General features: G+C 66.7%; 14 protein-coding genes. 9 read left to right on the forward strand and 5 right to left on the reverse strand.

Annotated elements, in window-relative coordinates; genetic code table 11:
- The first annotated feature begins 77 nt into the window (after positions 1-77).
- Entirely contained in the window at positions 78-2402 is a 2325-nt protein-coding gene (locus AB0L82_RS08485; protein WP_364632912.1) for a bifunctional serine/threonine-protein kinase/ABC transporter substrate-binding protein, read from the forward strand.
- Between the two features lie 4 nt (positions 2403-2406).
- On the opposite strand, the gene AB0L82_RS08490 is transcribed toward AB0L82_RS08485, so the two are convergent.
- Positions 2407-3147, reverse strand: coding sequence for a TetR/AcrR family transcriptional regulator (locus AB0L82_RS08490; protein ID WP_364632914.1), 741 nt, complete (start codon positions 3145-3147; stop codon positions 2407-2409).
- A 107-nt stretch (positions 3148-3254) separates the two neighbouring features.
- Between AB0L82_RS08490 and AB0L82_RS08495 the strand changes: the two genes are divergently transcribed.
- The 6 genes from AB0L82_RS08495 to AB0L82_RS08520 all read left to right on the forward strand — a co-directional run bounded on the left by AB0L82_RS08495 (position 3255) and on the right by AB0L82_RS08520 (position 8962).
- Complete coding sequence (locus AB0L82_RS08495) at positions 3255-4205, forward strand: ATP-binding cassette domain-containing protein (RefSeq protein ID WP_364632917.1); 951 nt, start codon at positions 3255-3257, stop codon at positions 4203-4205.
- Complete coding sequence (locus tag AB0L82_RS08500) at positions 4202-4969, forward strand: ABC transporter permease (protein ID WP_364632919.1); 768 nt, start codon at positions 4202-4204, stop codon at positions 4967-4969. The genes AB0L82_RS08495 and AB0L82_RS08500 overlap by 4 nt, the downstream gene beginning before the upstream one ends.
- A gap of 397 nt (positions 4970-5366) precedes the next feature.
- Positions 5367-6215, forward strand: coding sequence for a lysophospholipid acyltransferase family protein (locus AB0L82_RS08505; RefSeq protein WP_364632921.1), 849 nt, complete (start codon positions 5367-5369; stop codon positions 6213-6215).
- Positions 6216-6362: 147 nt separating this feature from the next.
- Positions 6363-6932 (forward strand): hypothetical protein, encoded by a 570-nt coding sequence (locus AB0L82_RS08510; protein WP_364632923.1) that lies wholly within the window; start codon positions 6363-6365, stop codon positions 6930-6932.
- Positions 6929-8008, forward strand: a complete 1080-nt coding sequence (locus AB0L82_RS08515; protein WP_364632925.1) for a PrsW family intramembrane metalloprotease — start codon at positions 6929-6931, stop codon at positions 8006-8008. Before AB0L82_RS08510 ends, AB0L82_RS08515 begins: the two co-directional genes overlap by 4 nt.
- A gap of 87 nt (positions 8009-8095) precedes the next feature.
- Positions 8096-8962: a GNAT family N-acetyltransferase gene (locus AB0L82_RS08520; RefSeq protein ID WP_364632927.1), complete on the forward strand. Its 867-nt coding sequence runs from the start codon at positions 8096-8098 to the stop codon at positions 8960-8962.
- Between the two features lie 136 nt (positions 8963-9098).
- Here the strand turns inward: AB0L82_RS08520 and AB0L82_RS08525 are convergent, their stop codons facing one another.
- A complete protein-coding gene (locus tag AB0L82_RS08525) occupies positions 9099-9494 on the reverse strand; it encodes a hypothetical protein (RefSeq protein ID WP_364632929.1) in 396 nt (131 codons plus the stop codon).
- A gap of 151 nt (positions 9495-9645) precedes the next feature.
- Between AB0L82_RS08525 and AB0L82_RS08530 the strand changes: the two genes are divergently transcribed.
- Complete coding sequence (locus tag AB0L82_RS08530) at positions 9646-9942, forward strand: hypothetical protein (protein WP_364632931.1); 297 nt, start codon at positions 9646-9648, stop codon at positions 9940-9942.
- A 2-nt stretch (positions 9943-9944) separates the two neighbouring features.
- Here the strand turns inward: AB0L82_RS08530 and AB0L82_RS08535 are convergent, their stop codons facing one another.
- Positions 9945-10817, reverse strand: coding sequence for an SDR family oxidoreductase (locus AB0L82_RS08535; protein WP_364632933.1), 873 nt, complete (start codon positions 10815-10817; stop codon positions 9945-9947).
- Positions 10818-10949: 132 nt separating this feature from the next.
- Between AB0L82_RS08535 and AB0L82_RS08540 the strand changes: the two genes are divergently transcribed.
- On the forward strand, positions 10950-11594 hold the full coding sequence (locus AB0L82_RS08540) for a pentapeptide repeat-containing protein (protein WP_364632935.1): 645 nt from the start codon (positions 10950-10952) through the stop codon (positions 11592-11594).
- A gap of 1 nt (position 11595) precedes the next feature.
- On the opposite strand, the gene AB0L82_RS08545 is transcribed toward AB0L82_RS08540, so the two are convergent.
- Complete coding sequence (locus AB0L82_RS08545) at positions 11596-12366, reverse strand: SDR family oxidoreductase (RefSeq protein ID WP_364632937.1); 771 nt, start codon at positions 12364-12366, stop codon at positions 11596-11598.
- 92 nt (positions 12367-12458) lie between these two features.
- Positions 12459-13319: a LysR substrate-binding domain-containing protein gene (locus tag AB0L82_RS08550; protein WP_364632939.1), complete on the reverse strand. Its 861-nt coding sequence runs from the start codon at positions 13317-13319 to the stop codon at positions 12459-12461.

Raw genomic sequence — 13319 nt, forward strand, 5'->3', positions numbered from 1 at the left:
GGTGCTGAACCGGGGGCCTGTCGCGTCCGTCCGGTGTACGGTTCCAGGGAATCTGTAGCTGCCGAGGGGACCGGGCGATGCGTGCGGGTGAGATTTTCGCGGGGTACCAGGTCGAACGGCTGCTGGGCAGCGGCGGTATGGGGTCGGTGTATCTGGCCCGGCATCCGCGCCTGCCGCGCATGGTCGCGCTGAAGGTGCTGAGCCCGGAGTTCGCGGGAGACGCCGAGATTCGCGCCCGATTCGAGCGCGAGGCGGAATTGATCGCCCGGCTCGATCATCCGAATATCGTGTCGGTGTCCGATCGCGGGGTCGAGAACGGGCGACTGTGGATCGCCATGCAGTTCATCGACGGATCCGACGCGGCCGCACTGCTACCGCCGGAGTTGCCGCCGCCGCATGCCATTCGCATTGTGGGGGAGACCGCCAAAGCCCTGGACTACGCGCATACCGTCGGCGTGCTGCATCGAGATGTGAAGCCCGCCAACATCATGCTGGCCCGGCCCACCCTCGGTCACGAGGAGCGGGTGCTGCTCACCGATTTCGGCATCGGCCGCCTGCGCGATGACACCGCGCACCTGACCCGCACCGGAACCCTCACCGCCACACTGGCTTACGCCTCACCTGAACAGCTGTCGGGTATGCCCCTGGATCAGCGTTCGGATCAGTATTCGCTGGCGTGCAGCCTGTACTGGCTGCTCTCGGGCGCCACGCCCTTCCAATCCGGCACGGCCGCGGCGGTGGTGGCGGGTCATCTGCATTTCCAGCCCCCGCCGATCAGCTCCCGCCGCGGTGGTCTGCCCGCCGAACTCGATGCCGTCTTCGGCCGCGCGCTGGCCAAGAATCCGGCCGAACGCTTCGACACCTGCCGTGATTTCGCCGCCGCCGCGACCCGCGCCCTCACCGGTGTGCCACCGACCATGGTGTCCGCACCTCGATACGAAACCACCGCGCCCCCAACGATTATCGCCACGAATCCGCACACTCCGCCGCCGGTCGCGCCGCCGGATCTGAACGAAACCCTGATCGCGTCGCACGGTGGCCCGCCGACCGATCCGCCGTCGACCGCGCCGTGGTTCGGATCCCCGACCTTCCCGCCAGTGCCCGTGGCTTCGCCGTCGGTGCCGGTGACTTCGCCCCCGCGCCGGGGCAGATGGATCACGATCGGCGCGGTGGCGGTCGTGGTCCTGCTCGCGGTGTCATTCGGAATCCTGTGGGCGACAAGGGATTCGAAGTCAGATGACAAGGGTGCAGCAAACTCCTCGGCGGGCGCGGCAGTTCCGGCCGGAGGCGGGGAGATGACGATTACCCCGGGCGGTGGTATCCAACCCCTCATGCGCGTGGACGCCGACGGCAATCCGGCCGCCGCCGTGGACACCCCGTTGGATCCCGCCGGGGACGGCACCGCGACCTGTCCGCCGACCAGCATTGCCATGGCGGGCGCGCTCACCGGCCCGAATGCCGCGCTCGGCCGCAATGTGCTCGGCGGCGTACGCCTGGCGGTCGAACAGTTCACCCGCAAGAATCCCGGCTGCGCAATCACGGTGAAGGAGTTCGACACCACCGGAAACCCGCAAACCGCAGCGCAACTCGCACCGAAGATCACCGCCGACCCCTCGATCGCGGCACTGATCGGCCCTGTCTTCTCCGGTGAGACCAAGGCGACCGGCGCTGTCCTCAGTGCCGCCGGTCTGCCTTTCCTGAGTCCGTCGGCCACCAATTCCCAACTCTCCCAAAATGGTTGGCGCACCTTCTTCCGCGGGCTGGCCGATGACGATTTCACCGGCCTCACCATGGGCCGCTATCTCGCCGGAACCGCCGGACACCACGGCGTCTGCGTGGTCTGGGATACCAGCGATTACGGCGTGAGCCTCGGCAAATCCGTTACCACGGGCCTGGGTTCCGCGGCCGACACCAATTGCTCGTTCGCCCTGGACCCGCACGGCGATTTCAACGCCGCCGTATCGAAGATCGCCACCGCGGGCCCCGACGCCATCTTCTACGCGGGCTACTACACCGAATCCGCCACCCTGCTCCCACTCCTGCACGCGGCCGGCATCACGCTCCCGTTCTACTCCGGCGACGGCAGCAACGACCCGTCCTTTGTCGACCGCGCCGGCTCCGCCGCCTCCGGCGCGACCCTCTCCTGCCCCTGCGCCCCCGCCCCCACCGATTTCGCCACCGCCTACCGCACCTCGACCGGCACACCCCCGGGCGTCTACTCCGCCGAAGCCTACGACCTGACCGCAATAGTCCTGCACGGCATAGCCTCCGGCCACACCACCCACCCCGCCCTACTCACCTACCTCACCGAATACTCCGGCGAAGGCATAGCCCAAACCTACGGCTGGACCTCCACCGGCGACCCCTCCAACCCCCGCCTCTGGCTCTACCGGGTCGGCTGAGAGATCAGCGTTTTCGGTTCGGGTAGGTGTCGATGTAGACCTCGTAGCCGTCCAGTAGGCGGTCCAGGGCGAAGCCGAAATCGCCTTCGTCCCAGTGCATATCGTCGTCTTCGAAGGCGTTGTTGGTGACGGCGCTGGTGACGGCGGGGTAGCGGGCGGGGTCCAGGACGGCGGCGAGGATGGTGCCGTAATCCTTGTCGTCCTCGACGTGGCGCATGGTGTCGCGCAGAAATCGGGTGCGGCCGATGACGAAGAAGGACAGGTTCGTCACCAGTTGCAGCCGTTGGGGTTCGGGGATGGGCAGGGCGGAGACCGCGGCCATACCGGTTTCGAGCCAGTCCATATTGTTCGGGCCCAGTGGGGGACCGGTCACGGGGATGTCCATCCACCATTCGCGATTGCGGATGGCGTGGAATTCGGCCCAGGCCCAGGCTTGCAGGTTGGCGCGCCAACCGGCGTCGGCGGGCAGTGTGGGCGGCGGTCCGATTATGCGGTCGTGCAGGATCTCGATCAGGGTGTCCTTGCTGTCCACGTACCGGTAGAGGGACATGGGTGTGAAGCCGAGCTCCTTGGCGATGCGGCCCATCGAGATGGCGGCGTAGCCCTCGGCATCGCCGATGGCGACGGCCGCGTCGACGATCTGGTCCAGGCTCAGACCGCGTTTGGGGCCGCGGGTGCCCGGATCGTCTAGGTTCCACAGCAGTTTGACCGATTTGGGCAGGACGCCTTCGTCGTGCCGATCCATTCGACCCTCCTGTTCTCACGCTCCCGTACATCTTGCGCCATCCAGGAAACTGTGTAGCCTATAAACAGAGTGTAGACCATACACAGTTCTCGATTCGGGGGTTCCCCATGACAGTCACTGACCGGCCCGCCATCGAGGTGTCCGGGCTGACCAAATCCTTCGGCGACCATCAGGTGCTGCGCGGCATCGATCTGAACGTGCCCGCCGGAACGGTCTTCTCGCTACTCGGCCCGAACGGCGCGGGTAAGACCACCGTGGTCCGGCTACTGGTCACCCTGGGCCGTCCCGATGCGGGGCGCATGCTGGTGGGCGGGCACGATCCGGTCCGGGAGGCCGATGCCGTACGCGGCATCATCGGTGTCACCGGCCAGAATTCGGCGGTGGATCCGTTGCTGACGGGGGCGGAGAACCTGCGCCTGGTCGGTAAGCTGCTGCACCTCGGCGCGTCGGAAACCGCCAGGCGCACAACACGATTGCTGAAACAGTTCGATCTGGTGGAGGCGGCGCGCAAGCGTACCGGTTCCTACTCCGGCGGTATGGTGCGCCGCCTGGATCTGGCCATGAGTCTGATGGGTGATCCGCGCATCGTCTTCCTCGACGAGCCCACGACCGGTTTGGATCCGCGCAGCCGCCGCGAATTATGGTCCGTCATCCGAGGTTTGGTGAACGACGGCGTGACGATCTTCCTGACCACGCAGTATCTGGAGGAGGCCGATCAACTGGCCGATCGCATCGCGGTCCTCGATGGCGGCCGCATCGTCGCCGAGGGCACCTCGGGCGAGTTGAAGAAGCTGGCCCCCGGCGGTCACGTCCGGCTGACCTTCGCCGACGCGCACGGCTTGGCGGCCGCCGCTCGCGCGGTGGGGTCCGCGGAGGCCGATATGGAGCAGTTGGTGCTGTCGGTGCCCTCGGACGGCAGTGTCGGCGATATCCGAAGGCTGCTGGAACATTTCGACGATCACGACCTGTCCATCGGCCAATTATCCATTCACACACCGGATCTCGACGATGTCTTCTTCGCGCTGACCGGTAACACCTCGAAAGGCGTTCGGTCATGAGCACTCTGGTTCGCGCGGCCCAGGATTCGGGCACCATGGTCGGCCGCGGTTTCCGGCATACGCTGCGCAGTCCCGACACCCTGCTGATGACCATCATCATCCCGCTGGTGATTCTGCTGATGTTCGTCTACGTCTTCGGCGGCGCGCTGAATGTGGGCGGGGCGTATATCGACTACGTGGTTCCCGGAATCATTCTGCTGTGCTCGGGTTTCGGTGCGGGCGGTACGGCGGTGGCGGTCTCCACCGATATGCAGAGCGGCATCATCGACCGTTTTCGCACCATGGCGATTTCGCGTTCGTCGGTGCTCACCGGCCATGTGGCGGAAAGCGTGCTGCGCAATATGATCACCACCGGTCTGGTGATTCTGGTGGCGGTGGCTCTCGGTTTCCGGCCGACCGCGGATCCCATTCGCTGGCTCGGTGTGATCGCGATGCTGGCGCTGTTCATTCTCGCGCTGTCCTGGCTGGCGGCCGCGCTGGGTCTGCTCGCGCCGAATCCGGAGGCGGCCAACGGTTTCACCTTCAGCTTCATGTTCCTGCCCTACGTGAGTAGCGCTTTCGTGCCGGTGCATACGCTGCCCGGCTGGTTGCGGGGCTTCGCCGAACATCAGCCCATCACCCCGATCACCGAAACGGTGCGCGGCCTGCTGATGGGAACGCCGATCGGCCACAGTCCGGTGACTGCGCTGATCTGGTGTGCCGCAATAGGCTTGGTCGGTTATCTGGCGGCGGGCACGCTGTACCGCCGGCGCGGCTTGAACTGATCATGATCACGGCGGGGGTCCGGGAGCGCTCGGACCTCGGCAATATTCGTCTACCCGGATATGCGCATCCAACTATGTGTCCCCGGCCTGTCATCTTATGTCGGCATTCCCGCTGACACGCGAATCATGCTGCGGATGTTGGGTTTCGCACACTTCCTAACAAGCAATTGCTTGGCTTGCTAACCTCGGAAGGGCAGGAGGACGGTGACGGGCATCGGTCGCAACGCAGCGGCACGCGCACTGCCAATCCGGACCGCGCTGGACGCGGCCGTCAGGACTATCAATGGGGATGTTGTCCGGGGGCAATACATTTCGGCTCGACGTCGAGAATTCGACACGTCGGCGTGTGTCGTTACGTGCCGCCCGTCATCGGTAACGCGATACGACAGGACATTCCATGAACAACACACCGGTACTTCCGAACCCGAACCACCCACTGCTTCCGTTGGCTCGGGTCTATACGAATTACTTCACGCCGCAGGTGACGGGCGTGGAGAACCTACCGGCGGCGGGGCCGGCGCTGGTGATCGGCAATCACTCGTCCATCTATTGGGCGCCCGAGGTGTGGATAACCTTCATGGCGGCGATGGATCGCCGCCCGAATGAGCCGACCTACGGTGTGGCGCACGAAATCCTTTTGCGCGCACCGGGTCTCGGTGACAGCCTGCGCGATTTCGGTGTCATCCCGGCCTCGCAGGAGGCGGCGACGGCGGGCCTCAAGGACGGCGGCGCGGTCATGGTCTACCCGGGCGGCGACTGGGAGGCGTGCCGTCCGTGGACCGATCGCGGCAAGGTCGATTTCGCCGGGCGCAAGGGCTTCATTCGGCTCGCGCTCAAAATGGGCGTGCCGGTGATTCCGGCGGTCGCCAACGGCGGCCACGATTCCATCTTCATCGTGAGTCGCGGTGAGCGCACCGCCCGTCTGCTCGGACTCGATAAACTGGTGCGCGCCAAGGTATTTCCGTACACCGTCGGCCTGCCGTTCGGCATCGCGCCGATTCTGCCGCAGATCCCGCTGCCCTCACACGTGGATGTGAGCTTCCTGCCCGCCCTGGACTGGTCCACCCAGCCCGGCGATCCGGAGGACACCGAACTGGTGGATCGCATCTACGAGCAGACCGTCGGAACCATGCAGACCGAACTGGACCGCCTGCGCGCGGCGACCCCCAACCCGGTGGCGACCGGTCTGAAGAATCACGTGGCCGCACTGCCCGGTCCGCTCTCGGGTCTGGCGAATCTGCTGTAACCGGTCGCGGCGTGCGCGCCGGGCTCGCATCATGAATTGTGGTTAACTCTCGGCTATTGCATGGTGGGCGGCTGTCCGTCCGCTGATCCGATATGTGTGGCGGTCACCCGTTGCGGGCCCGCCACACGGACCGGGAGGCTGGAAGACATGGCGCGCCTGATTCATTCGGTGGGACCCGCGCTGGCGGCGGTGGCCGCCCTCGCCGTAATAGCCGTGGTGCCACCCCTGTTGGACGCGGCGGTGCCCGATCGGGAGACCGCGGTCGCGGCGGGGACCGAGATCACGCTGACCGCGAGCGGTATCGGCGCCGTGCACGGCGCCGATGATCCGTCGAACGGGGTGCGGTTCGCGGTCCCGGAGGCCATGCGCCGCATCGCCACCGGCTCCGAATCCTCCGCGATCCTCGATTCCGATATCGGGGAGCAGCGATTGGGCGTGTCGGTGGTGGACGGCATCACCGATTTCGATACCGCCGCACCGCGACTGCTGCTGCCGCTGCGCGCGTCGGGACATCAGGTGCATTTCGACGGCGATGCCATCGAGGCGGGCTCGTTCCACGGCCGGATGTGTGTGCTGCCCGATACGGCGGGCGGTGTCTGCGCGGTCGCGAATTCCGGTGATATCGCGGTGACCATCACCGTCACGGGTCCGACCCGGGAGGCGGGCCGGGCCATGATTCTCGCGGTGCTGGCGTCGAGTAAGGCGGTCGAGGTATGACCGGGCCGGGCTGGTTCCAGCCGCGGTCGGCGCTGTTCTGGGTCTACTGCGTGGTGGTCGCGGCCGGACCGCTGGTGTTCCTGGCGCAGGCTGCGGGGATGGTGTGGTTCGGCGGTGCGCAGGCGCTGGCCGCGCTACCGGTGACCGCGCTGACGCTGGTGTTCTTCGGCTGGGTGTTGTTCGAGCTGGACCCTTTTCGCGCGCGGCGGCGATTGGTCGCGCCGATTCTGCTGGGTTTCATCTGGGGTGCGACGGTGTGGCCGGGTGTGGCGCTGTGGGCGAATGACCATGTGACACAGCTGGTCGCCAAGCTCGGGGGCGATGAGTTCGCGAACAACTGGCAGGCGGCGATCGCCGCGCCCATCGATGAGGAGTTCATCAAGGCGATCGGCATCGCGATCGTCGCGGTGCTGTTCCGGGCGCGGCTCCGACGGCCCATGGACGGTCTGCTGATCGGCGGTTTCGTCGGACTGGGTGCGCAGATCTCCGAGGATTGCCTGTACAGCGTGCAGACCGCGCTGGGCGCTCCGCAGGATCCGATCGCCGATGTGCTGATCGTGGCGTTCCTACGGCTGATCACCGCGTTCACCTCGCACTGGGCGATGTCGGCGCTGGTGGGCGTGGGCATCGTGGTGCTGTTGCTGCGCACCGATCGCTCATGGGGCTGGCGGATCGGCTTCCTCGCGCTGTTCTACGCCATGGCGGTGACCATGCATTTCGTCTTCGACGCGCCGCGCCCGAGCGGTCCGGGTGTGCTGATGCTCTTCTTCCCGGTGATCGTCGATCTGCTCATCTTCGGCCTGGCGTACCGCTGGGTGCTGGGTACCGAGCGAAAATGGTTGCGCGCCACCATCGCCCAGCCGTCGGCGCGCACGCTGGGCACCGAACAGCAGTTGGCCTCGCTGCTCTCCCGGCGCAGTCGCCGCCGTGCCCGGGCGGGCCTGCGGGCCGCGACCCGAATGGATCGGCGGCAGGCTCGCCGATACGAACGCGCGCTGATCGATCGGGTCGAGGCGCTGTCCGGTGGTGTGCCGCCGGAGCCGAGTTGGAACTATCAGCAAACGGTGCGGAGGTAGCCGCATCATGCGTCGCCGAAGGATTTCGGCCCATCGGGAGCGTGCCGGTTACCTGCGACTCAGCCGCCGAGCGCTAGCTTGTTTGTTATGAGTGAGGGCAGATCGCTTCCGGAAGCATCCGGTTTCGAGCGGGCGCATGAGCTGCTGGACCGGAGACAGCAAGCACTGTGCAACTATTTGGCGGCCAGCGGTGATGTCGCGGGCAGCCGGATTCGAGCCAATCTCACCGGGTGGCGGCGCTGGTTGCACCGGCTGCCCGGTTCCACCATCGCCAATGCCACCGGCCGCCGCGATGTGCTGCTGCGCGAACTGGCCCAGCACGGTGTCGGCGCGGACGACAGACGCTGGGGCGTGCTGTCCGGCGGCTATATCCGCAGCCGCGGCAGTTCGTTCGGCCTGGAGTTCACCCTGGCCGATCTGATCACCGAATACGAGACCACCGATCCGCACTGGACCCGGCAATTGCGCGTGCTGGCCGCGCTGGCCGAACAGACCCGCCCGCTGGCGGCGCTGGGCGATCGGGTGGCCGTGGCCGATCTGACCGAGCAGCTGGTCGCGCTGACCCGCACCGCGCCCGATGAGGCCGCGCGCGGCCGGCTCGCGGATCATCTGCCCGGCGTGCTGCGCCCGCTGCCCGCCGATATCGAATCCCTGCGCCGCAGTGACGATCTCGTCGATGTGGTCTTCGACGTGTATGCCGACACCATCAAACTCGACAACATCACCGTCAATCCGGAGTTGCGCGGGACCGGACTGGGAACCGCTGTGCTGCAACAACTCTGCCGGGCCGCGGACGCCCATCACCTGACCATCGTCGGTCAGCTGGTGCCCACCTACCGCGATGACGATTCGGCCGTCCCGATGCTGGCCGCCTGGTGCCGCAAACACGGCTTCGCCGTCAACGAGCGCCTGGGCGGCCGCATTTCCCGCACCCCGGCCAGCGTTTCCTCCTGACGGACCCCGACGCGCTCGGCTCTCGGATATCCCGTTCTCGGCCATGCTGAAACTGTTCCGCCGCTACGCGGGCACGTTGCACGCGGCCACGCCCGGACGGAGAGCCGAGCCGAGCGGGTGTGAGCGAGGTGCGTCATCACGGCATGCCCTCGCCGATGCGTCGTCGTTTGATGCGGCGGCCGTGGGCCGCGTCGGGGTGACGCTCGGGTTCCGGGGCGCGGCGGTCGACGGCGCGGCGTTCGCGGGCCACCGCCTCCTCGAGCAGTTGCAGCATGGGCACCGCGCTGAGCGCGTCCCGGGTGGCGGCGTGGTCGACATCGCTGCGCGAGAGCAGGCCCGCGGCGATGAGGCCCTCGACCGGGTTGGCATCGTAGGCGCGGGCCAGTTCGATCACGGTGTCCGCCACCGGCGGATCCGATTCCTCCAGATGCCGCTTGATGCGCGGCCCATTGCTGTCCAAGCGTTCCGCGATGGCCCGGGTGCTCGCCCCGCGCGTAATGGTCCGCTTCCAAGCGTCGAACGCCTGGCTCATCGTCGCATCCTCGGGTCGGTGGTGCTGTCGGCTGCGCCGAAGGCTACGCGACGAATCGTGAATATTCCAAGACCGCAGCGAAAATGTTGCACCGGTGGTGGGAACGGCGAAAGCGGGGTGGGGTGTGGGATGGGCACATACGCTCGGGTGGGTGAAGACACTGCTGCAGATTGTCGCCGGTCACTTGCCTCCTACTGTCGCCGCGCGGGTGCGGGTGGCCGCGGCGGATCCGCGGTTGGACGGGACGCAGATCGAGGATGTGGTGGCGCCGCTGGCACAGTTGAGCGAGGGGCAGGTGCGCGAGGTGTGGCAGGCGCTGGCGGATCAGTCGGACGAATCCCTGCCGCAGCAGCTACAGGACGATCTGGTTGCGCTGCACAAGGATCCGTCACCGGTCGCGCTGATGGCGGTGGTGCGCGATCTGCTGACCGCCATCGCGGCGCGCTGATATCAGGTTCGGTTCCGAAGGCGGTCCAGCACTTCGGGATGGGTGGTGAGATAGCGGTCGAAGGCGATGGGCGGATGACCGGTGATCGCCTCCACGGTGCTCGAGACCGTCGCGAGCTCACCGGTGGCGATGGCCTGATAGGAGGTCACCCATCCCGCGACCATCCAGTCCGGCGCACCGTATTTCGATCGGCTCTCGTACGCCTCGGGAATCGATTCGGGTTTGTAGGTGATCTCGCGGTCGGTGTGCTTGCTCAGCATGGCCGCGACCTCATCCAGATTCAGCGCCTCGGGCCCGGTGACATCGCGTATCTCGTTGGGCAGCAACTGATCATCGAGCAGTACCGCGGTGGCCACATCGGCGATGTCCTCGTGCGCCACCGCCGCGACCCGGCCGTCACCGGCGGGCCCGCGAATCACCCCGGTCTCGGGATCGGCGAGCGCGGGCAGATGGATCTGATAGTTGTTGTCCCGCAATACCGTGAACGCCAGTTCGGTCTGGCGGATCTGCTGTTCGGTGTACCAGTGATCGCGCGCGAAGGTGAAGGTGGCCTCTGGCGCGGCGCCCTGGAACGAGATGTAGACAATGCGCCGCACCCCGGCCGCGACCGCGGCCTCGATGGCGGTGGTGTGCTCGGCCACGCGCAGATCGCTCTCCATGGCCGAGACCAGCAGCAGGGTTTCCACCCCGCTGGTCGCCAGTTCGAATTTGGGACCGTCGCCGTAGGCGGCGAAGCGCACCTCGGCATCGGGGATGGGCAGCTGTTTCCCGGGTTTGCGGGCGATCAGGCGCAGATCGGCGCCCGCCGCGGCCAGGCGCTGGGCGACGAGGGTGCCGAGCTTGCCGGTCGCTCCGGTGACTCCGATTTTCGTCACGGTCGTACCTTTCGGTGCGCGGAAGTGAATCTCGGATCGTGCCTTTGTGGCAGCCTACGCCCCGCGCGGGCCTGTCGGAGTGTTCGACTACGGTCGACGGCACTGGTTGCCGAGCAGAGGTGAGGATCTTCGATGCCGCGGGATTTGGCCGATCTGTCGTTCGCGCGTTTCCTGCAGGAGCGCGATGAGATCACCATGGAGGGCGAATACGATTGCGCCCTCTTCGAGGGGATGCGGCTCGAGGATGCCGAGGTGCGCGGCGCTCAGCTCACCGAATGCGCCATCACCGGTGGTTCGATCACCGGTGGTTCGTTGCGGCACACCAGGTTCAACGATGTGTGGATTCAGGGCACCCAGTGGACCCGCGCCGATCTGTCCGAAACCTCGTGGATGGACGCGGAATTGGTGATGAACGCGTGGTCGGGGGTGGAGGCGTTCGGCGCGCGGCTGCGCCGGGTCAAGTTCTACAACTGCAAATTCGATTCGGTGAATCTGCGCGGCGCGCACCTGACCGAGGTGTCGTTCACCGATTGCGTACTGCGCCATGTGGATATCGGCGAGGCGAAGCTGACCTCGGTCACCTTTCCGGGCACCGAGATCCAGGCGCTGTCCATGCGCAAGGCCACCCTGTCCAAGGTGGATCTGCGGACGGCGCGTTCGATCGGCGTCTACGAGGGTGTGGAATCCCTGCGCGGGGCCACGATCACCAGTCTGCAGCTGATGGATCTGGCCCCGATCTTCGCGCACACCATCGGAATCAACGTCTCGGACCGGTGAGCTACACCCCGTAGCCACCGTCGATATCGAGCTTCTGCCCGCTGATGAAATCGGCGCGATCCGAGGCCAGGAAGCACACCGCTTCGGCGATGTCCTCGGCATTTCCGAAGCGGCGCAGCGGAATATTGCCCCGGGTGATCTCCAGGGCCTGCTCGTCGAGTTCGCCCGAGCTGATCAGCCGTTCCGCCATACCGTCGGTGGTCATGCCCGGTCCGACGCAATTGGCGCGAATCCCGAATCGGCCCTCTTCGGCGGCGATGCCCCGAATCAGTGCCTCCACAGCGGCTTTCGGGCCGCTGGACAGTCCGTCCCGGATGGGGAAGCGCGCGGTGGCGGCGGTGCTGATGGCGACGATATTGCCCTGGGTCCGGCGCAGGTGCGGTATCGCGGCGTGCACGGCGTTGAAGAAGCCGCTCGCGTCGTCGATGAGCTGAGATCGGAAGTCGGCCGGGGAGATTCGGCTCAGATGCCGCATCGGGATATGCGGTCCGGCGGCGTAGACCAGGGTGTGGATCCCGCCGAATTCCTCCGCGACCTGCGCGGTGACCTCGGCGGCGCGGTCGGCGTCGGTGAGGTCCAGTCGCCAGGATCGTGCCCGTCGCTCCTGCTCCTTGGCGATGGTGAACAGCGGATCGAGCTTGCCCGCCGAGCGGAAGTAGGTCAGCCCCACATGACTGCCGCGCTCGATGAGCATGCGCGCCACCGCGAGTCCGAGCCCGCCGCTGGCGCCCAATACGAGTGCGGCGCCGGGCCGATGACCGAAGTCGTCCATGCACTTCCTTCGACTGTGAACAGGGCGATACCACCTCATTCGTAGTCCACGGAGGCAAAACAAGCAAGTGCTTGGTTGTTAGGCGGCGGTGATCAGCCGGTTCGATACAGCTCGGCGGCAATGCGCCGGAACGACTCGATGAGCGGATTCGTATCGGCCCGGGGCCAGGCCACCACCAGGTGACTCGGCATCGCGTCATCGATCGGCACCGCGCGCAATCCCCGCGGCAGCGCGTGCACCAGCGGTGCGAGACCGATGGACCCGTTCCAGAGCACGGCCTGCATGCATTCGTGCACGGTGCGCACCACCGGACCATCGGCGTGTCCCAGGTCGGGTCGGGTCCAGTACGCCTGCCACACCGGATCGGTGCCCTCGGGCAATCGGAACCACTGCCGGTCCGCGAGCTCACGAAGGTCGATCCGGTCCCGCCCGGCGAGTGGATCGTCCTCGCGCACGATCACCCCGATCGGATCCGAGCGCAAGGGGTGCACCTCGATCCCGGTGTGCTCGAACGGAGTTCGAGTGAGCGCCAGATCGGTCAGCCCGGCTCGCAGCCCCGCCGTCGGATCGGTGAAGTCGAACTCGCGCACGCGCACCCGGATATCGGGATGTACGCGCCGGAACTCCGAGACCAGATCCGCGCCCACCTGTTCGGCGCTGTCCCCGAGCGTGCCCAGGGTGAGCGTGGCCGAAGCGGCGATCGCGCGCACCTTCGCACGGGCCTGTTCGGCCTGCGCCAGCAGTGCGCGCGCCTCGTCGTAGAGCGCCGCACCGGCGGCCGTCAGCGTGACACCGGCGGGGGAGCGCAGTAGCAGTACGCTGCCGAGTTCGGTTTCCAGCTGCCGGATGGACCGGCTCAGCGGGGGCTGGGACATGTGCAGGCGGGCGGCGGCCCGGCCGAAATGCAGTTCCTCGGCGACCGCCACGAAATAGCGCAGCGTGCGTAAGTCCAT

The sequence above is a fragment of the Nocardia sp. NPDC052001 genome (assembly GCF_040680615.1).
Classification (GTDB): Bacteria; Actinomycetota; Actinomycetes; order Mycobacteriales; family Mycobacteriaceae; genus Nocardia.